The organism is Sulfurovum sp. AR (assembly GCF_000296775.1).
GTDB classification, from domain to species: domain Bacteria; phylum Campylobacterota; class Campylobacteria; order Campylobacterales; family Sulfurovaceae; genus Sulfurovum; species Sulfurovum xiamenensis.
Genome location: NZ_AJLE01000006.1, coordinates 342977 through 363140 on the forward strand (window position 1 = coordinate 342977; position 20164 = coordinate 363140).

A 20164-nucleotide genomic window follows, 5' to 3' on the forward strand; every position below is an offset into this window, starting at 1 on the left:
CAACGCCTGAAATGACATCAGCGTCAGCATTGTCATTTGGACTTTGTTCCAATGACGTCTTATAGAGTCACCTGTTCTTCAACATCTTTGAAGGTTTCGATCACGTCACCCTCTTTGATGTCGTTAAAGTTTTCAAGCATGATACCACACTCATAACCGTTCTTCACTTCTTTTGCATCTTCATTGAAACGCTTGAGTGAAGCGATCTTACTTTCATAAATGACCACACCATCACGGATCAGTCTTGCTTTAGAGTTTCTAGTGATCACACCGTCAGAGACTTTACATCCGGCGATCGTACCCACTTTACCCACAACAAACGTCTCACGTACATCTGCCTGTCCTGTTACTTCTTCGGAAATAACAGGACTCATCAATCCACCAAGAAGCGCTTTCACATCATCGAGAAGATCATAGATGATCGTGTAGGTACGTATCTCTATACCCAACTCTTTGGCTTTCTTTTTCACTGCACCAGTCGGACGTACATTAAATCCAAGTACCACTGAATGTTCAGATGCATCTGCAAGTGTAAGATCACTCTCTGTTACACCACCTACACCTTCATGAATGATATTGACTTTTACCTCTTCATTTCTAAGCTTCTCTAAACTACCTTTGATCGCTTCAAGAGAACCTTGTACATCCGCTTTGATGATCACAGGAAGTGACTTGAGCTGCCCTTCAGCGATAAGTGCAGAAAGATCATCGAGTGATGCTTTTGTACTCTTAGAGAGTGCTTTTGCTCTATCATACTCCGCTCTTTTTTCAGCCAATTCACGTACTTCTTTATCTGTATCCATCACGATAAGTTCATCACCGGCTCCAGGTACTTCATTCAATCCTACGATCGCTGCTGGCGTACTTGGCCCGATCTCTTTAGCATTACTTCCATCATCAAGTTTGATCGCTTTGATACGTCCGTATGTCTTACCTACGATCACATTATCACCTACATGTAAAGTACCATTCTTGATAATGACATTGGCAACTGGTCCAAAGCCTTTTTCAAGTGAACTTTCTACCACAACCGCTTTTGCTTTTCTATTTGGATTAGCTTTGAGTTCCATCACTTCTGCTTGTAGAAGAATCGTTTCAAGCAAGTCATCTATCCCCATACCCGTGTGTGCAGAGACAGGAACGAATTCATACTCTCCGCCCCAATCTGCTGCCATGACGCCTATCTCTGCCAATTGAGACTTCACATTGTCTGGATTTGCACTCTCTTTGTCCATTTTGTTGATCGCAACGATAAGAGGAACTCCTGCTGCTTTGGTATGTGAGATCGCTTCTTTAGTCTGAGGCATAACACCATCATCCGCTGCAACAACAATAATAACGATATCTGTCGCCTGTGCTCCACGTGAACGCATCTCTGTAAATGCTTCGTGACCCGGAGTATCTACAAAGGTGATCTTCTTACCATTCTTCTCTACCTGGTAAGCACCCACGTGCTGTGTAATACCACCCGCTTCTTTATCTGCCACTTTTGAAGTACGGATTCTGTCAAGAAGTGAAGTCTTACCATGGTCAACATGTCCCATGATCGTGATCACAGGTGGTCTCTCTTCAAGATTCGCTTCATCCTCTTCTGCATCATGATCTTCTGCAATTTCAAGTTCATCAAGAGGATTGACAGTCGTCACTTCCACTTCAAACTCTTCAGCAAGGATTTCAATTTCATCTTTACTTAAAAAGTCGTTCTTCGTTACCATCATACCCAGCGCAAAGAGTACACCGATCACTTCACCTACAGAACGGTTTACTTTTTCAGCAAACTCATAAACTCTTACATTCTCAGGGATCTCTACTGAAGTCACCACTTCTGTGCTTTCAGCTTTCTCATACTTCTTACGTTTACCTCCACGCTTCAGTGAACGTTTCTGTTGAGGACGGAATGCTTGTTTGCCTTTACCAGTTCCTACACCTGCAAGCTCTCTTTTCTTCGCTTCTTCTTTACGTTTCTGCTCTTGACGCATCATATCTTCATAAATATTTTTATCAGAGAAATCTAAGAGTACGACTTCTTCTTCCCCAAAACCACTATCGATATCACCACTCATACTGTCATGGTTGAAAATGTCTATCTTGGTACCGCTGTCTCTTGCTTCTGCAACTTTTTTAGGCTTCTTCTTTGATACATATGGTGTCTGTTCATCCATAGAGATCTTCGTTGCAGCTCTTACCGGTGCAGGTTTTGCTTTTCTTACAATTTTAATGCCACCTCGAGAAAGTGTTTTTTTCTGTGGTTTATCTTCAGACTCTTCTATCGTCGCAGGTGCTTCAGTTTCTGTTTTCTTACTTACAACAGAGATACCTTTACGTTTCTTCACTTTCTTAACTGCAGGTTTTTCAGTGCTATCGGGAGCCACTTCCTCAACCTTCTCTTCTATCGTTACTTTAGAAGTATCAACTGTAGTTTCAGCTGCCGGTTTTGCTACAGTCTCACTTTCATCTGAAGGTGTTGAAACTTTTTTCTCTACAGTTTCCTCTTTCTTCTTGACGACAGTAATTTTTGCTTTGCTACCAGGTTTCTTGAACCCTTTTGGCAATGTTCCGCTAATCGCATAATCTACGAGGATACCAGCATTTTCCATACTAATAGTACTATTGGCTGCTTTGACATCAAACCCTAACTCTTTGGCTTTGTCTAGCAAATCTGCGTTTGACAATCCTGCTTCATCTGCTATTTCTTGGATTTTAACTTTATCCATTCTTGATTAACTCCTTTAATATACTGCAACTAGTTGCATGTGTCGGCTTCATTTGCCAACGCTTTTAACAACTTGGTAAATCGTTCTTCATCCTGTTTAAAACGCTTCACTAAGCCTTTGATTTTTTTTTCATTATTTACACAAATATCACAGAGGTAAAAGCTTCTTCCTTTACCATCAAATCCTACTACCTCGCTACCCTCTTGTTTTAAACGAATCAAAGTGTCTTGAGGAAGTCTACTTCGGCAGGCGATGCACATACGTGTTGGCTGTGATTTATTCATGCGTATTATACCTAAAAAGAGATTAAGCGTACAGCTTAACTCTTCGTGATGACACCATTATTGTCTAAAGAGAGAATAAAAACCCTGAATTGCGGGAAACGTGCTTGCAGTGCCTGTGCTATTTTATTGGCATCTTTCTCGTAGGTAAGGTTAAAAAATGTAGAACCTGAACCTGAAAGTGTACTCATCAGTGCACCATGCTTCAGTGCCAACTTCTGTACATCAAACAATTCAGGCATCATTTTCATTCGTCTTGCCTGATGGAGCTTGTCTTTGGATGCAATACGCAAAAGGTCCCAGGATTCGCTCATAAAAAGTGCTGTCATATAAGACGAGCGGGAGAGAGAATAGACTGTCTCTTCTTTTCTGTACATTTTAGGCAACACTGTACGCGATTTTGCCGTCGATATAGTGCGGTTAGGTACCACTACTACCGCTTTCAGATAGTCAGGCATACGTCTTTTTTTGCTGTAGACCCTGTCACCCTCTACACAAGCGACATTGAACCCGCCCATGACTGCAGGAGTGATGTTGTCCGGATGATGTTCATAGCGCAGTGCATGGTTGAGTATCTCTCTTTTATTGTATCTCTTATCTGCTGCCGTATACGCTGCACTCAATGCAGCCACAATCACTGCAGAAGAACTGCCGAGTCCTCTTGAGATGGGAATACGGTTATGAAACTCAAATCTAAAATTATCATCTCTTCCGGTAAGTCTTTTATAATTTTCATTAAAAATACTTAAAAACAGAGAATTCTTCTTTATTTTAGGATTGTCATCACCCTCTCCATGAGTAGAAAGACTCAAAAATTTTGAAGGTGTGATCGTAATTTCATTTCTTAGGTCTACAGCAAGACCCAAGGTATCAAATCCAGGGCCTAAGTTTGCAGAGGTTGCAGGTACGCTTATAAACATCATTGTCCTTATTTTGAACGCTTTTAGAGATTTCTCCAAAAACTACGCTGACACTTTGTCAACTCCAGCTGTCGATCATGTAACTGATCACAGGATTCTAAACAGCTGGCAGTATGTACTCAGGTGTTGATTCTTCATCTAATTCAAGATCTTGAATACTCTGAGGCAATGTAAACTTCACATTGATCGCTTGTTCAAATTTTTTTGTAATTATAGTCTCTTTTTCCTTGATAAAATAAAGGTTTCCTACCGCTTTGATAGGTTCCCCACCATTTAAGGCAAAACCACTACACCCAGCACACTTTATACCTTGCAGAATCTCTATCGTTTTAAGCATGATATAGGTGAGTTTGATAGCCATATATGAACCGGGACCTCTGGTATAGATTATCCTGCTGATATCATATTTGTCCAGAGACTCTTTGATCAGGGGTAAAAGGATTTCGGAAGTTTTTAACTCACTGGATATCGTCTCAATAAGCCTACCCTCTTCATAGACCCCCAACAACAGAGGTGAAGAGATGGATATAACGAGGAGTTCGTATCTCTTAGGCAAAGCTTTTTGCAAATGTTCTACTTTGTAACTCTTCTACTTCTACAAGATCATAGTTTTTACTGTCTGAGAGCAATTTGGATGTAAGTTTATAATTGAGATCATGACTGCCTGCAAATGATTCATATTTACCTAGTATATTATGACCGGCGACCAACATATCACCCATGGCATCCAAGATCTTGTGTCTTGCAAATTCATTCTCGAAACGCAACCCTTCAGGATTAAGTACTTTATGGTCATCCAGCCCTATGGCATTTTGCAGTGTTGCACCAAGCGCCAGGTTCTGACTCTGCAGATACTGTATATCTTTAGCAAATCCAAAGGTTCTTGCTCTTGCGATCTCTTCTACAAACGCTTTGGTACTGAACTCAAAATGCTCTTTTTGATCACCGATGACGGGATGATCAAACTTGATACGAAAATCAAACTCTGCGCTCTCATGCGGTAACAAACGCACAAATTTATCACCTTCTCGTACCTCAACAGGCTGCTTCACACGGATAATTTTCTTTAGAGCATCCTGTTCATGGATACCTGCCTCTTCCAATAAAAGACAAAAAGAGATGGAGGATCCATCCATGATAGGCATCTCGTTTCCATCCACGATCACACGCATATTGTCTATACCGTACGCGTAGACGGAAGAAAGAAAGTGCTCGATGGTCGAGATATACCCTTTCTCATTCCCTATGACCGTAGCCATACGTGTATCAATGACCGAGTCGGGAGAAAGCGGTATTCTCATCGCCAGATCTTCACGATAAAAAATAATACCGGAATCTACATCAAGCGGTTCAAGTCTCAACTTGATCGGTTCACCTTTATGCAGACCTATACCTACAACTTCCACAGCTTTTTTCAGTGTTCTTTGTTGCATAGCTTCCTCCTTTCTCATTTTTTATTGGCGTATTATAGTATAATATAATAATTATTGCAAAGTGTATACTTTACTCTGTATAATTTTTAGGCTACTTCCCCTGAATGATCTTGTCAGCAGCTTTAAAAACATTGTCTACATTTTTTCTGATCCACTCTTGATCGAACCACTCTACGGGTCTGACCTCTATACCTTGAACCAAAAGACCAAAATGGAGGTGATCACCTAATGCCAGACCTGAAACACCTGTTTTTGCTATGGCATCTCCCGTCTTCACTTCATCGCCTTCATTGACCAGGAGCTGAGAGCAGTGCCCATAGAGTGAATAGAGACCCAATCCATGATCGATCATAGGCATATTTCCATAGATCCCATTTTCATTGGCAAAGACGACCTTACCGGGATTAGACGTTTTGATCGTCGCCATTTTTGTACTCGCCAAGTCATATCCGACATGATAAGATTGAGAAACTTCATTCTCTTTGTTTCCATAGTAGTAATGTCTTTCATCGCCGTAACTTGCAACCTTTTGTCCATTTCTAAGCGGATAGAATTTTTTTATTTTCCAACTTTCCAAGACATCTGAAGAGAGCTCTTTGCTTAAGGAGTGGATCAGCGCTTCGTTTTTCAAACGCATGGTCTCATTGATCGCTTTTAATTTTTCCAATTTATCATCGATATGCACATATTCAGGATCACTTGATGCAAGATCCGTGATCTTTCCGTCTATGAAGTGGTCTTTTGCTCTGATCCATGACACTTGATACTGATGGTTTTTGAGATAGAAAGGAATATCAGCCGTACGTTCATTTTTTGCAGCATCTATTGCAACTACCTTCGCTTTAAACTCTGTGTGAGTGAAAGGCCATGCTATCAGTGCTGCATAGTATCCTTCTTTTTTATATGGCTGTGCTTTGAACTTTGTTTCACCTGCTTCTACATAAAGTGTCTCTAGATTCTCGTCATCTGCTTGAAAGACAACCAAAGCACTTCCGCCTTGTGTAATACTGTAAGAGTTTGCGACTACATTGACATTGGGTCTTGTGAAATCAACATTGATGTCGATCACTTTTTCACTCTTATTCCCCTGCGTAAAGTTCCACAGACTGCTGTCAGTGACCAAGACTTTTAATTTTAGTTTGGTTGCTTTTGGATCCAGTGTCTTGCTTTGAGGATAGTTCACCAAAAGCATTTGTTCTTTTGGTTTTCCTTCCAAAGTTCCCTCTCCAACGATCAGGCTGTTTGTACCGTCACTCAGGATCAGTTGAAAACTTTTCAATCCTTCATTGTCAGAAAGTTGCACTTTCAATGGATCTTTACGGTTCCAAAAGACATTTTGTTCACTGTGTACTGTCGGGACTACTCTTTCAAATTCCGGTGCCGTATAGACATACCCTGCTCCAGCAACTAAAGCTACCAATACCACTAAAAATAATCCACCTGCTAGTTTTGCTCCGCTTTTTTTACCACTTCTATTTCTCATCCAATAATCCTAATTCTTCTATCTTTTCTAAAATTGTATCGATACTTTCTTGTAACCCACTTTGAGCAAGCATGAAGCCTGCAGCTACCTTATGCCCACCACCTCCAAAAGCCATAGCCACTTTGGAAACATCTACTTTTTTACTGCGTAGAGAGATACGAATACCCTTCTCGAGTTCCATCGCAAATATCGCTATCTCAACCGTCGCTAAAGATCTGGCATAATCTACCACACCTTCCATATCAGGTACGGTCGCACCTGCTGCACTTATATCTTCTTTTGTTACCATAAGTGTAGCTATCTCCGCGTCATGGTATAAAGATAAAGAGCTTAAAGCCCTTTGTAAAATGCGCAATGAACTCAATGGTCGTCTCTGCGTAAAATGACACGCAATTTCATCGGGTAAAGCACCCGCTTGAACAAGCTCTTGTGCTACGGTAAACACTTCTTCATTGACTGAGGATGTTGTAAAGAACCGTGTATCAGAAAGGAGTGCTGTGTAAAAGCAAGTCGCTGCATCAGCCTTGATAGGACACAGTGTTTTAAACAATGCAAAGGCCACCTGTGATGCAGAGGCATACTCTGGTATCACCACGTTGATACTTCCATAGCATGTATTACTCTGATGGTGATCGATATTGATAATATCTCGACCCTCCAGATCAAACCCCAGTCTATCCACACTCCCGCAGTCACAGGAGATTATCAAACTGTCTGCGTAATCCATATGATGCTTGATCTTTTTAAAGTGTGGTAAAAAATTAAGATACAGGGGTAACTCAGTTGAAGCATTCACTATTTCAACTTTTAACCTTTTATCTTTACTTAACAATGCATAGATACCCAAAGCCGTACCCAAAGTATCAGCATCCGGATTGAGGTGCGAAAGTATGCTGACAGAATGTGCAGACGCTATCTTAGATCTGACTTCTTCATAAGGGATACTCTCAATCATCATTTTATTCTTTCATAGTTTAATTCACACAGTCTGAGATTATATACAAAGAGTGTTAATGAAGTGTTACTACTCTACCTTCATAGACAAATCTATCCAATTTGCCTGATGAATAATAGCTCCAGAACTAATAGCATCGACTCCCGTATCGGCAATCTTTTTGATCGTATCAAGTGTCACATTCCCACTGGCCTCAAGCAAAATATGAGGATAGTGTTCATTTCTATATGCAACAACTTTTACGGTCTCTTCTGTAGACATATTGTCGCACATCACAATATCTGCTCCCGCTTGCATGGCTTTCTTGGCCATTTCCAAACTTTCACACTCTATCTCAACCTTTGAAGTAAAAGGTATTTTTTGTCGTACCTCTTCCATAAAAGCATCAAGATCCTCTATGGTCTGTAAATGTGTATCTTTGAGCATAAGACAGTCATCTAAGCCCATACGGTGATTGATCCCCCCACCGCAGCGTACAGAATACTTCTCAAACTCACGTAATAAAGGTCTTGTTTTTCTTGTATCCAGCAACTTCACGCCCGTATCTTTAATGGCATCCACATAGGAAGCCGTCAAGGTCGCTATAGAACTTGCATGAATGACCATATCCAAAATAGAACGTTCCAAAGAGAGAATGGTTTTTGAGTCTCCGGAGATAAAAAGAAGCTTTTCACCTTTACTAAAACGGCTGCCATCATTTTTTTTCCACTCGAGTGTCAGGTCATACATTTTTGCAAAGGCATCTATATACTCCTGACCTGCCAATACACCATCACTTTTTGCAATAATATATGCGCGTATGGGCTTACTGGTACTGATACGAGAGAAAAGGTCTCCACGTCCTAGGTCTTCGGCCACTAAAGCCTTTAAAAATTTCTCTTTTAACATTATTTTATCGCCAGCATGCGTTCTAATGCCACATTGGCATATTTGATCGTATCAGGGTCCACTACTATCTCATTGATAGGCTTGTTATCCTCTATCGATTTGAGTGTATTGTAGAGATCTTCCAACGTTGTTTCATTCATCGTAGGACACTCTGGTTTAGTGGAGGAGAGGACATAAGTATTCCCTTTTCTCATTCTATTCACAAGATTGTACTCTGTACCGATGGCTACTTTTTGTTCAGGGTCAAGATCATTAACATACTTGATAAGCTGTGAGGTAGAACCTGAAAAATCTGCTGCAAGCACCACACTTGGATCACATTCTGGGTGTACAGCGATTTTAATGCCAGGGTACTTGTTTCGGTAGAACTCAACATCATCTACTGTAAAGAGCTGGTGTACAGAACAGAAACCATTGAAACAGATGATATCTGCCTCTTTAGGATCACACTCTTTCCCTTCTTCCTCTACACCGATCACACAAGATTTCAATCCCATCTGTATCGCAAAGTTCTGCCCTAGACATCTATCTGGGACAAAGAGGATCTTTTTCCCGCTCTCCAAACCTTTCTCAATGATCTTGAAGGCATTGGAAGAGGTGCATACAAGTCCACCCATCTTTCCTACCTTTGCTTTGACTGAAGCATCAGAGTTAATATAGGTAATAGGCAGGATATTCTCTTTGGCAATACCTCTGTCTACCATATACTGTACCGATTCGTCAAAATACGATCCATCCATCATACGTGCCATAGCACAACAGGCGATCTTTGGCATGAGTACACGTTTTTCAGGCGCAATAACCTTGACGCTTTGCCCCATAAAACCGACACCACAAAAAACGACCCAAGGGTTTGTATCTGCCTGACATCTGCGTGCCAGCTCGAGACTGTCACCCGTGATATCAGCCATTTCAAAGACTTCATCACGCTGATAATAGTGTGCCACTACTGTAACATCCAATTCTTTTTTTAGTCTGTCTATTTCTGCTTTATAATCTATACTCATCTTATATATCCTTATCTATTGTGGCTATTTTATCAAAATTCGGTTAAAATTGCAGTATAAATTTTTATTGTGGACGGATCATGGACTTTTTAACAAATCAGAATATTTTACTCTATCTCGCAGCCTATCTTATAGCCGGGATCCCTTTTGGATACCTGCTTGCTAAACAATTTGCAGGGGTTGACATCAAAGAAGCCGGTAGCGGTAATATAGGTGCGACCAATGTGCTTCGTGTAGTAAAAGAGAAAGATCCTAAACTGGCAAAAAAACTAGGGGCGATCACACTCTTCTTAGATGCTATCAAAGGTGCGCTTGTGATACTCGTGGCAATGATGCTTGATGCACCCGAAAGCGTACTCTGGACCCTTGCAGTACTGGCTGTCGTGGGTCACTGTTTTTCTGCATTTTTGTTTTTTGAGGGGGGGAAAGGCGTGGCTACCGGCTTTGGTGTACTGCTTATTATGATGCCTATCCCTGCGTTGATCGCTATTGTTGTGTGGCTGATCGCAGCCAAAGGATTAAAGATCTCATCACTCTCATCACTGATTGGGCTCGTAGCGTTCATTATCGCCTCTTATCTCATCTATCCTGAAGTACCTGGAATAAGTTCTCATGCACCTATTTGGATCATTGCATTCATCATATTTTATAAGCATATTCCAAATATCGTAAGACTCTTCAAAAAAGAAGAAGGCAAAGTCTAATATGACCATTCACATAGAGGATCTGACTTTTGATGTGATCATCGGCTTACTGGACTTTGAGCGAGACAGACCTCAACGTGTTATCATCAACCTTCAAGCTTCCTATGATTACAGCGATGATCAGTTCATTGATTATGCAGATATGGTACTGCTGATACAAAATGAACTTAAAGAAAAGCGCTATGAACTTTTGGAAAATGCGCTTTTAGGGCTCAAAGAGATCCTCTACACTACCTACCCACAGCTACAAACACTTTCACTCAAGATTTCCAAACCGGATATCTTAACCCAATGTACAGTTTCCTTAAGTAAAACTTGGAATTTTTAAATTTTTTTTAAAAAGCGCTATTTTTTATGCTATAATATTAAATAAATCTTAAAGATTCAAAAAAGGTGCATGTTATGAGAATATTGATCATAGAAGATGAAGTGGCACAGAGTAAGACACTTTCAGATACGTTGACACAGGAAGGTTATCAGAATGATGTAGCTGAAAATCTTGATGATGCAAGATATTTTCTGCAGATCAGAAACTACGATCTAGTACTACTGGGATGGCCATCTGGCAGTGATAAGAATCTGGATATTATCTCTACTATCAAAACAGAAGCACACAAAACGTCCGTCATTGTTCTTTCTGAACGGGAGGACAAAGAGAGCGAGATCAAAGCACTGAGATCCGGTGCCGATGATTTTGTCAGAAAGCCTCTTGATTATGATATTTTACTGGTACGTATTGAGGCAAAACTAAGATTTGGTGTTTCTAACATTATCGAGATAGAAGACCTCATCATTAATCCTGAAGAAGAGAAGATCATCTATGAGGGTGAAGAGATAGAACTTAAAGGTAAACCATTTGAAGTCTTGACACACTTGGCTATGCATAAAGATCAGATCGTCTCTAAAGAACAGCTGCTTGATGCGATCTGGGAAGAACCGGAGCTGGTAACACCGAATGTCATTGAAGTTGCCATCAACCAGATCCGTCAAAAGATGGATAAACCTTTAGATATCACTACGATCGAAACGGTCAGAAGACGCGGTTATAGATTCTGTTTTCCTAAAAAGATCTCATAGATCAAACGCTCCTAAGAGCACATTGAAGTATTTTCCTCCTCATTTGGATGAAAACACTTCATTCAGCATATAAAACTACTCCTTTTTACCATGCTATCATGAGAGATAGAGTCTATGATTTCATCAAAAAATATGGTACAAAATTGCTAGGAAAATAGATGATGCATCCTGTTCTATTTTACCGAAAAACTACCAAAGTAAAATTTTATTATAAATTCACAGATAATTTAATTTAAGCATAAGCTTTGTTCCGTTATAACTCGTATAAATAACATAAGACAGAGGAAACCATGGCATTAATGATTACTGACGAATGTATCGCATGTGATGCATGTAGAGAAGAGTGTCCTAATGAGGCAATCGAAGAAAATGATCCGGTTTATATTATCGATCCTGACAGATGTACAGAGTGTGTAGGTCATTTTGACGAACCTCAATGTATCGCGGTTTGTCCTGTAGACTGTATTATCCCCGATCCTGACAATAGTGAGACCGTTGAAGAGTTAAAATTCAAATATGATAAACTGCAAGAAGAAGAGTAAATAATCTATGTCAAAACGAACTGCTATCATTGATATCGGTTCGAACTCAGCAAGACTTGTGATCTTTGAAAAAACAAGTCGATATGGCTTTCATCTGATTTGCGAACAAAAATCCAAAGTTCGTATTGGTGAAACTGCTTATGAAAAAGAGGGGTATCTTCAACCCATTGGTATCAAAAGAGCCTACTTCACCTTAAAATCCTTCCTTCACACCATAGACAAATATCAGGCAAATAAAACACTTTGTGTTGCTACGTCTGCACTGAGAGATGCACCGAACGGAACAGAGTTTGTCCAATGGATAAAAAAAGAACTTGGACTTTCCATCAAAGTGATCGATGGCAACAAAGAAGCAAAATATGGTGGTATAGCTGCAGTGAATTTACTGCCTATCAGTGAAGGGATCAGTATAGATATCGGGGGGGGGTCATCCGATATGACACTTATAAAACATGGATACATCGTCGATACCTACTCCCTTGATCTTGGTACCGTAAGACTCAAAGAACTCTTTTTTGACAAAGGTGTGAACCCTTCAGAGATCAATGAAAAAGCTAAAGTATACATACAACATGAATTAGAGAAGCTTCCAGAGCATTTTAGACATACACTGGCCATTGGTATAGGTGGGACTGCAAGAACACTCTCTAAGGGTATTATGAAACAAGTTGCATACCCTTTAGATAAACTCCATGCTTTTACCTATAACGTGAATGAACATAGATCCTACCTCGATGCCATCCCTCTCTCCAGTGCCAAAAACCTTAAACGCTTTGGATTGAAAAAAAACCGCTACGATACGATACGCGAAGGGACACTGATCTTCAATGAAATCCTTTCTCATATCGGTACAAAAACGGTTATCTCAAGTGCAGCCGGTGTAAGAGAAGGGGTATATCTTGAGCAACTTCTTAAAAAAGACAACCTCAAATTCCCAAGCCGTATTAATCCCAGTGTTACCTCTATCTTAGATAGGTTTCAACCTTTGGTCAATATACAAAAAAACCAGAAAACGAAACGTAAACTGGCTTCAAACCTTTATACAGTGCTGCAACAAGATATTAATGATGATAAACAGTATGAAAAAGAACTTCTATGGGCAGTAAAACTCTCCAGTATTGGACAAACACTGACGGTTTATAGATCACATCAACATGCCTTTTATATCGCCATGCAAGAGCTCAACCATGGTTTTACCCATGAAGAGATACTTCTTATATCATTCCTGTTGCGGATGAATGAAAAAGAGCTTTTAAACAAACCTCTCTTTACACACTACAAACCACTTCTTCCGGCAAAAAGTACACTGCTTTGGCTAAGCTTTATCTATACGCTTACCGTACTTCTACAAGAAGCTTCTAACAATGCCGGCATCACATTTACCTATACAAATAAAACACTTCGTATCATCTCTGACATACCCTTATACTTGGCAAAAGAGAAAGTAAAAGCTTTAGAAAAACCCATACCGTTTGCCATCATTATAGAAGATGAAAGTACATTGCCTAAAAATAAAAAATTGGGGATTTAAATAGGAGGCAGCGAGCAAGGAGTAAACCTTGCCTTTTGAATGGGGTGATTCTAGAATTTGGTTCCCATGGAGAACTCAAATGCTTGTGTTCGATCATCAACCTCTTCATCTATCGGATACGAGAATACGAGATTGATCGGTCCAAATCCTGACTGCCACTCAACCACCACACCCGTAGATGATCTTGTGATCTCATTAAAACTATCCTCACCGATCATACCGTAATCATAGAAGAATGCCAGTCTCATCTTTGCTGCCTCAGAAAGAGGAATACTTGCTTCCACACTTGCAGAGGCTCTATGTTTACCCCCCGTACGCGTAGAAGTCGTTGGGTCCAATGGAGAAAGAGAATAAGGGTTATACCCTCTGACTGATCCTATCCCCCCTAAATAGAGTTTCTCAGCAATAGGAAGATATGTATCACTATCGCTTGCAATCGTTGTCATTCTTCCTTTAAGGCGTAAGATAAGATCATAATCGATCCAATCTTCCAATCCATAATAAAAACCTACTTTTGCACTTGTTTTGAGAATATTGGCATATCCACCAGGATAGTCAATTTGTTCAGTTGCATTCAAGTCATCTCCATCCAATTGTCCATATTCAAAATTCAAAGCTGCGATCATTCCTTCTCTTGGTACATAGAAATCATCTGTGTTGTCAAAACTTATACTTGCAAACAAGGAAGTCTTTTTATACTGATCATTATAAAGATTAAAATAATAGTTATCGAACAGTGTCGTATTTGTATCATTGATCGTTGACTGATTATCAACATATCCCAACCCCACGGAAGCATGGAAATATCTATAAAATTCCCTTCCTATGTTCACTGATCCACCTAACTGATCTTGTGTATAATCTATATACTCATACTCTTTTTTGTAAAGACTTACACCCAGACTATACATACTGTCCCACACTTTTGGATTGACGAAAGAGAGCGTATAATTGGTTGACCTTTTTGATACTTCAAAGCCTAGAGTTGTATTAATACCCGAACCAAAGAAGTTTCTGTCTGAAATGGAGGCATTAAACATTAACCCTTCCCAACTTCCGTATCCACCTCCCGCAGAGATCGTACCTGTGGAGGTCTCTTTGACTTTTACAAGAAGATTGATCTTGTCTGCTGAGATCCTTTGACTCTCAACATCGACTTTTTCAAAGAATCCTGTTCTTCCCAAGGCATTCTTTGAGTCTTTAAGATCTCTGGCACTGAATGTATCGCCAGGTGCCAAATAGATATAACGGCGGATCACCCTGTCTTTAGTCGTGTCATTACCCGAAATGATCACATCATTGATCGTCACAACTTCTCCAGGTTGAACCACATAATTAAGGTTAATGATCTTCTTTTCGGGATCTTTATGCATTTGCGGAGAAACTTTGACAAATGCATAACCAAGGTTACCTACCTCCTCTTCCAAAATACTTATATCTTTTCGCATACGCTTAATGTTAAATATCTTACCTTCTTTCAATATCAGTTCATCTTTGAGATCTTCGGTATCAAGCCCTTTGACATCCTGGGAGATACCTATGGTTCCTACACGATACTGTACACCCTCAATGACTTGATAATCTACTTTAGCCTTATAAGAACCAAAATCTACCCTCATCAGCGGTTTACTTACATAAGCATCCAAATACCCATGTCTCATATACACATCTTTGACTCTATACGCATCATATTCAAGCTGATCTACCGTCGCTTCACCGTTATTTCTCCAAGGCATCCAACCAAGAAAATCTTTTTCTTTGTTCGCCAGCTCCAATTCAAGATCACTTTGAACCAACTCCTCAGCACCTACGAAGTTTTGTTCCTCGATAATGATCTTCTCACCTTTGTTGACATCAAACACGATCGCAATACTGCTTTCCCCTATAGGAGTTGTACTCACATCAACCACTGTGTCGTAATAGCCTTGACTTTCCAACTTGGCGATCAGTGTTCTTTTGGCTTTCTTCACACGTCTCTCATCATAGAGATCACCCTTTTTAAGGCCTATACCCTCCAAAAGCTTCATACCATCATCACCTGATCCATACCCTTTGATATCGACATTTGCGATAGCCATTTTTTCTTTAAAATGATAAATCAGTACCCCACCCTGTTGGTCTACCCACACATCTTTAAAATATCCTTGCGCAAAAAAGTTTTTAATGGAAGTATTGATCTTTCCAGCATTTATCTCTTCACCTACATGGATGCCGGCGATCTCTTTTGCAGATGTTGGAGAAAGATGCGAAAGACCTTCAAATTTAATCTGTGTGACTTTCTGAGCTGAAAGGAGTGAACCTATAAGCATCCAAGAAAGTAATATCTGAGCCAGTACCGTCTTTTTGATCATCATTAAGCCTTCGTGTAATTTGCCACTATTCTATCTGTTTTTCAATAAGAATCTCATAAGAAACAGATAAATCATGCTATACTCTTTCAAAAAAGAAAGTAGGTATTTTATGGCTAAAATCAAAGTCGGTATAGTTGGTTTAGGTCTGATGGGTGGTTCTTTAAGCCTTGCGCTTAAAAAACATTCCAAAGACTATTATTTCATAGGACTGGACCATAATGAACTTCATTGCTCACAAGCACTTCAACTCGGTCTCGTTGATGAAATCTGTACCTCTACCGAAGCACTCAAAAGCTGTGATATCATTTTTCTTAGTATACCTGTGGATGGCATTATCTCCGTTTCTCAACAATTAGGGCCTTTAAATGATAGATGTACCGTGATTGATCTGGGAAGTACAAAAGAGAAGATCTCTCTTTCTATTCCTTCAGATATCCGGCATCATTTTGTGGCGGCACACCCTATGACAGGTACCGAAAAGTTTGGGCCTACTGCGGCACTTGAAGACCTCTATACGGACAAAGTTGTCGTACTTTGTGACCTTGAAAAAAGTGGGGTACATCAACAAAATGTTGCCAAAAAACTTTTTACCGACATAGGCATGAATATCGTCTGTATGGATGCAAAGGAGCATGACAGACATGCTGCATTCATCTCTCATATGCCCCATGCGATCAGTTATTCCTTAGCAAACTCTGTCATGGCACAGGAAGATTCAAAAAGTATTGTTGCACTGGCAGGCGGAGGATTTAAAGACATGAGCCGTATCGCGAAATCTTCTCCCAATATGTGGGAAGATATCTTCCGACAAAACAAGAGCAATGTGCTTGAAGCCATCAACTCATTTCAGTCAGAACTGAAAAAATGCCAAAAGATGGTAGAGAATGAAGAGTGGGAGACGTTGAACGACTGGATGAGAGAGGCCAATACGTTACATGATATTTTAGACTGACACAGCCTACTAGCATTATGAAACTCTTCACGACTGCTTAACGCGATCCACCATCTCTTTAAGTATTTTTTTGTCAATCTGGACAGATGTATCCCCGTTTTTACGGGCATAGAGTTTACGGACCATCTCTTCTATTTTGGCATCCTCGCTCATATGACCATACAGTATCTTCAATGCTTCTGACTCGTTATAAGGACTTTCCGTTCGTCTTATGACTAGAGGCAACCATTTTAGTGTAGACATAAACAGCATACCTAAAGCAAAAGCTGCTGCCAACATCCACCATGCTACACTTTTTACCTCTACCTCTTTTTCTACTACCACCTCTTTGGTCTGTACAGGTTGTGATATCTTTGTTTGCACCACACCGTTTGTATGGGGTTTTGCACTTGATGAAGATGCAGACGATGACTTCTTAATGGTAATATCGTAGGCATTCACAGCTAGCTCTTTGAGCTGTTTATCCTTTGGTCTTAACATGGAAAAGCTTCGTGCCGGGATCTCAAAGTCCTCTTCAGCTATAAAGGCAAAACTTTTACTGTAAGTGCTATAGAGCTCTCCATCAATCACCTTCGTCTCTACCTTAGCTTCATCGCTATACACTGTTACTCCAGCTATCTCATATTTAGGGAATTCAAAACTTTCCAGGTTACCCTTCCCCTCTATCTTCACGGTTAGATTGACCGGTTTGTTGGCTTTTACCTCCTGTGCATCGATCGTTGTATTGATCGTGAAGTCTCCTACGAGATCACTCTCTTGTGCCTGAGGGAGAACTTCTATCTGCAACGTGTTTGATGCTGTCTGCTTCCATTTTGTTCCAAAGGTCATCCCGAAGATATCTCTTCTGCCTCTATCTGCTACACCTACTTTGGCATAGGCCGGGCTTACTGTAAAATTCCCTTCTGCTTGAGGGGTAAGAAGATAGCGTACCTCTTGAACCTGATAGTTGCCTTTGATATAGGCATTTTGATCACCCACCTCTGTGACGGTAAATCCCGGGAAACTTGGCGGTGTATACTGTATATCCTGTGAGAGTCTTACACTGTTCTTCAAAGCAAAATAGACCGTCACCATGAGTGATTCACCTACCATCACCTTTGTTTTATTTGCACGCATCTGCAAAGAGAACATATCACCGTTCTGCCCTAGTGATGCGCTGGATTTAACGATCTTTATCTCAATAGGCTGGGTGTTATACTTTTTGCCATCGATCTTCACTTCATAAGAAGGGATCGTTACATTTTGATCAGGAATAAAAGTAAAGGTTTTAGTCGTCGCATGCTCACTTTTCATTTTTCCGTTGATATAGCTATAAGAACTGCTGCTTCCAGAATTCGTCTCAATGACTTTATGTCCATCGATCTTTTGAATATCCGGGAATTCTACGTCATCCCCGATGGCTTTAATGCGTAGCTCAACAGCATTGCCACTGACAACCTCTGTACTTGATACCGTAGCCTCTACGCCATCGGCCCAGATAAACTGTAAAATCAATGCCAACACCAATAATACTTTACCAAGGTTTCGCATCTTCACTCCTTTGACCTTTTTTACCTTCACCCATCTGGTACATCATCGTAGGTGTTTTTTTCTGTCCCATCTTTTTCATAAGACGTTTTAACTCTTGCTCTTGGAGCTTCTCTTCTTTGCTCATCTTCTTGGGTTCTTTGGCTTCAGATGATTCGTTATCACCTTTTTTCTCTTGGGGGTTTTTCTCTTTTTGGGCATCTGATTTTTCCTTATCACCCTCTTTTTTCTTCTGATCTTCTTTCTTTTTTTGCTCTTTGTCTTTTTGCTCTTTATTTTGTTTGTCCTGTTTCCTATTTTGATCTTTATTTTTTTGTTTCTGGTCTTTCTTATCCTTGTTTTGTTGTTGACCCTGATCTTTTTTACCGTCTTTATTTTGATCTTTTTCGTTCTTTTTGTCGTCTTTTTTCTCTTGTTCTTGTTTCTCTTGTTTCTTTTTTCTTTTTTTGCTACTTCTAAATTATTCTTAGCTTCAGGATCATCACGATACTTCAAAGATTCTTTGTAACTCTCAATTGCTTTATCAAAATCACCATTTTTAAAATAGCTATTTCCTAAGTTATATTGTCTTGAAGCTTCATCTACACCTTTAGCATTTTTATACTCTTCTATCGCCTTATCATAATGACCTTTTTTATAATAAGTATTACCCAAGTTATAATGTAATTCACTTGTAGCATTACTCTTTTTAATGTCTTCAAGTAAAGCAGCACTCTTACCATACTCTTTTGCCTCATAGGCCTTATTTGCCTCTTTGATGGTTTTGAAGTCGGTAATTCCGGCATGAAGTAAAGCACCTGTACTTAGCATCACTAAGATCATCCTTCTCATACTTTTCTCCTTCTGGGCATCGAACTCAATGAAATAAGCAGAAGCAACAGTCCTAGCCCCAATGGATAATAAAAATACTCTACACGCTCTTTCACTGTCACTTCACCCTTCTGCTGGTTTTGATATTTGCCTTTTATCACGGAAACCAGCTGCTTTATATCTTCTTTTCCTGTACTTGCCACCACATATGCACCATCATTCTCTTTGGCTAATTCACCCAAGGCATCGTTTCTTTGAGTGATCGCTATGGTACCGTCTTCAAGCGTGAAAGGTTTGCCATTCTCGTCGATCACAGGTGCTCCTTTTTCAGTTCCTACCAGTACGACATAAAGATCGATCTTGTTTGCTTTCAGTATCTCTGAAAACCCTGCAATGGCCCCTTCATCTCCGCCATCCGTAAAGAGTACCAGCATCTTGGGTTTCTTTTTTTCAAGCAAAGAGCTTGCCAGCTCACCCAAAGCAGAGAGATCTGTCGAACCCATGTTGATATAGCTGTCATCTACGCCTTCCACCATCATTTTCAAAGTCTCTTTGTCACTCGAAAAAGGTGCCAAGACAAAAGGACTGTATGCAAAGGCCACTACACCTATCTCATCGCTCGGCATGGCATCAAAAAAGGTGTTCATCTTCTTTTTTGCGAAGGTCAAACGATTTGGATAGACATCGGTACTCCGCATAGAACCGGAGATATCCAGTGCAGTCAACAATGTCAATCCTTGCACTTCTACTGTTCTGTCACCTTTTTCAATCACCGGTCTGGCCATTGCAACGATCATCAAAAAAAGTGCCAAAAGCATCAGTATGTTACGTACAACCATAGGCATACTCTCATCTGTCGCACTCAAACGTTTCAGTATCTTCTCATCAAAGATACGGGCAAGTCTCTCCTTATTTGTAGAGATGAGAAATGCAAAGATGACAAAAGGCACGATCAGTGCCCAAAAAAACTGCGGATTGACAAAACTCAT

20 protein-coding genes are annotated in these 20164 nt (G+C 40.1%); 6 read left to right on the forward strand and 14 right to left on the reverse strand.

The features are described from left to right. Positions 1–59: 59 nt before the first annotated feature. From infB to nadA, 9 genes are all read right to left on the reverse strand, one after another. Complete coding sequence (gene infB, locus SULAR_RS06800) at positions 60–2714, reverse strand: translation initiation factor IF-2 (RefSeq protein WP_008244370.1); 2655 nt, start codon at positions 2712–2714, stop codon at positions 60–62. 29 nt (positions 2715–2743) lie between these two features. Beyond that, a complete protein-coding gene (locus tag SULAR_RS06805; protein WP_008244372.1) occupies positions 2744–2998 on the reverse strand; it encodes a DUF448 domain-containing protein in 255 nt (84 codons plus the stop codon). 35 nt (positions 2999–3033) lie between these two features. After that, entirely contained in the window at positions 3034–3915 is an 882-nt protein-coding gene (gene thrB, locus SULAR_RS06810; RefSeq protein WP_008244374.1) for a homoserine kinase, read from the reverse strand. A 97-nt stretch (positions 3916–4012) separates the two neighbouring features. After that, positions 4013–4483 (reverse strand): hypothetical protein, encoded by a 471-nt coding sequence (locus SULAR_RS06815; RefSeq protein WP_008244375.1) that lies wholly within the window; start codon positions 4481–4483, stop codon positions 4013–4015. After that, positions 4464–5348, reverse strand: coding sequence for a UDP-3-O-acyl-N-acetylglucosamine deacetylase (gene lpxC / locus SULAR_RS06820; protein ID WP_008244376.1), 885 nt, complete (start codon positions 5346–5348; stop codon positions 4464–4466). The genes SULAR_RS06815 and lpxC overlap by 20 nt, the downstream gene beginning before the upstream one ends. Before the next feature lie 91 nt (positions 5349–5439). Then, on the reverse strand, positions 5440–6831 hold the full coding sequence (locus tag SULAR_RS06825) for a M23 family metallopeptidase (RefSeq protein ID WP_008244385.1): 1392 nt from the start codon (positions 6829–6831) through the stop codon (positions 5440–5442). Beyond that, positions 6821–7789: a bifunctional oligoribonuclease/PAP phosphatase NrnA gene (locus tag SULAR_RS06830; protein WP_155993808.1), complete on the reverse strand. Its 969-nt coding sequence runs from the start codon at positions 7787–7789 to the stop codon at positions 6821–6823. Before SULAR_RS06830 ends, SULAR_RS06825 begins: the two co-directional genes overlap by 11 nt. A gap of 66 nt (positions 7790–7855) precedes the next feature. Next, the gene (gene nadC, locus SULAR_RS06835) at positions 7856–8674 is read right to left on the reverse strand and encodes a carboxylating nicotinate-nucleotide diphosphorylase (RefSeq protein WP_008244388.1); all 819 of its coding nucleotides are present in this window, start codon (positions 8672–8674) and stop codon (positions 7856–7858) included. After that, positions 8674–9681 carry a quinolinate synthase NadA gene (gene nadA, locus SULAR_RS06840; protein WP_008244391.1) on the reverse strand — a complete coding sequence of 336 codons (1008 nt, stop codon included), beginning with the start codon at positions 9679–9681 and terminating at the stop codon, positions 8674–8676. Before nadA ends, nadC begins: the two co-directional genes overlap by 1 nt. Positions 9682–9761: 80 nt before the next feature. On the opposite strand from nadA, the gene plsY reads away from it, so the two are divergent. The 5 genes from plsY to SULAR_RS06865 all read left to right on the forward strand — a co-directional run bounded on the left by plsY (position 9762) and on the right by SULAR_RS06865 (position 13535). Continuing rightward, positions 9762–10385, forward strand: a complete 624-nt coding sequence (plsY, locus tag SULAR_RS06845; protein ID WP_008244393.1) for a glycerol-3-phosphate 1-O-acyltransferase PlsY — start codon at positions 9762–9764, stop codon at positions 10383–10385. A 1-nt stretch (position 10386) separates the two neighbouring features. Continuing rightward, positions 10387–10713 (forward strand): dihydroneopterin aldolase, encoded by a 327-nt coding sequence (locus tag SULAR_RS06850; RefSeq protein ID WP_008244395.1) that lies wholly within the window; start codon positions 10387–10389, stop codon positions 10711–10713. Positions 10714–10787: 74 nt separating this feature from the next. After that, positions 10788–11462 (forward strand): homeostatic response regulator transcription factor HsrA, encoded by a 675-nt coding sequence (hsrA, locus tag SULAR_RS06855; RefSeq protein ID WP_008244396.1) that lies wholly within the window; start codon positions 10788–10790, stop codon positions 11460–11462. A 290-nt stretch (positions 11463–11752) separates the two neighbouring features. Further along, entirely contained in the window at positions 11753–12004 is a 252-nt protein-coding gene (locus tag SULAR_RS06860) for a YfhL family 4Fe-4S dicluster ferredoxin (RefSeq protein ID WP_008244398.1), read from the forward strand. A gap of 7 nt (positions 12005–12011) precedes the next feature. Then, positions 12012–13535: a Ppx/GppA phosphatase family protein gene (locus SULAR_RS06865; RefSeq protein ID WP_008244399.1), complete on the forward strand. Its 1524-nt coding sequence runs from the start codon at positions 12012–12014 to the stop codon at positions 13533–13535. A gap of 50 nt (positions 13536–13585) precedes the next feature. Here SULAR_RS06865 and bamA read toward each other — a convergent pair whose 3' ends face one another. Further along, complete coding sequence (gene bamA, locus SULAR_RS06870; RefSeq protein ID WP_008244401.1) at positions 13586–15886, reverse strand: outer membrane protein assembly factor BamA; 2301 nt, start codon at positions 15884–15886, stop codon at positions 13586–13588. Between the two features lie 109 nt (positions 15887–15995). Here bamA and SULAR_RS06875 point away from each other — a divergent pair, with 109 nt between their 5' ends. Continuing rightward, a complete protein-coding gene (locus SULAR_RS06875; protein ID WP_008244403.1) occupies positions 15996–16838 on the forward strand; it encodes a prephenate dehydrogenase in 843 nt (280 codons plus the stop codon). A gap of 27 nt (positions 16839–16865) precedes the next feature. Here the strand turns inward: SULAR_RS06875 and SULAR_RS06880 are convergent, their stop codons facing one another. From SULAR_RS06880 to SULAR_RS06890, 4 genes are read right to left on the reverse strand one after another with little or no spacing between them, the layout of a single operon-like run. Continuing rightward, positions 16866–18368, reverse strand: coding sequence for a BatD family protein (locus SULAR_RS06880; protein WP_008244405.1), 1503 nt, complete (start codon positions 18366–18368; stop codon positions 16866–16868). After that, entirely contained in the window at positions 18352–18492 is a 141-nt protein-coding gene (locus tag SULAR_RS11165) for a hypothetical protein (RefSeq protein ID WP_155993814.1), read from the reverse strand. Before SULAR_RS11165 ends, SULAR_RS06880 begins: the two co-directional genes overlap by 17 nt. Continuing rightward, a complete protein-coding gene (locus SULAR_RS06885) occupies positions 18489–19196 on the reverse strand; it encodes a lipopolysaccharide assembly protein LapB (RefSeq protein WP_008244413.1) in 708 nt (235 codons plus the stop codon). Before SULAR_RS06885 ends, SULAR_RS11165 begins: the two co-directional genes overlap by 4 nt. After that, entirely contained in the window at positions 19193–20164 is a 972-nt protein-coding gene (locus SULAR_RS06890; RefSeq protein ID WP_008244414.1) for a VWA domain-containing protein, read from the reverse strand. The genes SULAR_RS06885 and SULAR_RS06890 overlap by 4 nt, the downstream gene beginning before the upstream one ends.

Bases quoted from the DNA above. Each gene is read 5' to 3' on its own strand.
- infB (WP_008244370.1), bottom strand. From the start codon at position 2,714: ATGGATAAAGTTAAAATCCAAGAAATAGCAGATGAAGCAGGATTGTCA.
- SULAR_RS06805 (WP_008244372.1), bottom strand. From the start codon at position 2,998: ATGAATAAATCACAGCCAACACGTATGTGCATCGCCTGCCGAAGTAGA.
- thrB (WP_008244374.1), bottom strand. From the start codon at position 3,915: ATGTTTATAAGCGTACCTGCAACCTCTGCAAACTTAGGCCCTGGATTT.
- lpxC (WP_008244376.1), bottom strand. From the start codon at position 5,348: ATGCAACAAAGAACACTGAAAAAAGCTGTGGAAGTTGTAGGTATAGGT.
- SULAR_RS06825 (WP_008244385.1), bottom strand. From the start codon at position 6,831: ATGAGAAATAGAAGTGGTAAAAAAAGCGGAGCAAAACTAGCAGGTGGA.
- SULAR_RS06830 (WP_155993808.1), bottom strand. From the start codon at position 7,789: ATGATGATTGAGAGTATCCCTTATGAAGAAGTCAGATCTAAGATAGCG.
- nadC (WP_008244388.1), bottom strand. From the start codon at position 8,674: ATGTTAAAAGAGAAATTTTTAAAGGCTTTAGTGGCCGAAGACCTAGGA.
- nadA (WP_008244391.1), bottom strand. From the start codon at position 9,681: ATGAGTATAGATTATAAAGCAGAAATAGACAGACTAAAAAAAGAATTG.
- plsY (WP_008244393.1), top strand. From the start codon at position 9,762: ATGGACTTTTTAACAAATCAGAATATTTTACTCTATCTCGCAGCCTAT.
- SULAR_RS06850 (WP_008244395.1), top strand. From the start codon at position 10,387: ATGACCATTCACATAGAGGATCTGACTTTTGATGTGATCATCGGCTTA.
- hsrA (WP_008244396.1), top strand. From the start codon at position 10,788: ATGAGAATATTGATCATAGAAGATGAAGTGGCACAGAGTAAGACACTT.
- SULAR_RS06860 (WP_008244398.1), top strand. From the start codon at position 11,753: ATGGCATTAATGATTACTGACGAATGTATCGCATGTGATGCATGTAGA.
- SULAR_RS06865 (WP_008244399.1), top strand. From the start codon at position 12,012: ATGTCAAAACGAACTGCTATCATTGATATCGGTTCGAACTCAGCAAGA.
- bamA (WP_008244401.1), bottom strand. From the start codon at position 15,886: ATGATCAAAAAGACGGTACTGGCTCAGATATTACTTTCTTGGATGCTT.
- SULAR_RS06875 (WP_008244403.1), top strand. From the start codon at position 15,996: ATGGCTAAAATCAAAGTCGGTATAGTTGGTTTAGGTCTGATGGGTGGT.
- SULAR_RS06880 (WP_008244405.1), bottom strand. From the start codon at position 18,368: ATGCGAAACCTTGGTAAAGTATTATTGGTGTTGGCATTGATTTTACAG.
- SULAR_RS11165 (WP_155993814.1), bottom strand. From the start codon at position 18,492: ATGAGCAAAGAAGAGAAGCTCCAAGAGCAAGAGTTAAAACGTCTTATG.
- SULAR_RS06885 (WP_008244413.1), bottom strand. From the start codon at position 19,196: ATGAGAAGGATGATCTTAGTGATGCTAAGTACAGGTGCTTTACTTCAT.
- SULAR_RS06890 (WP_008244414.1), bottom strand. From the start codon at position 20,164: ATGAGTTTTGTCAATCCGCAGTTTTTTTGGGCACTGATCGTGCCTTTT.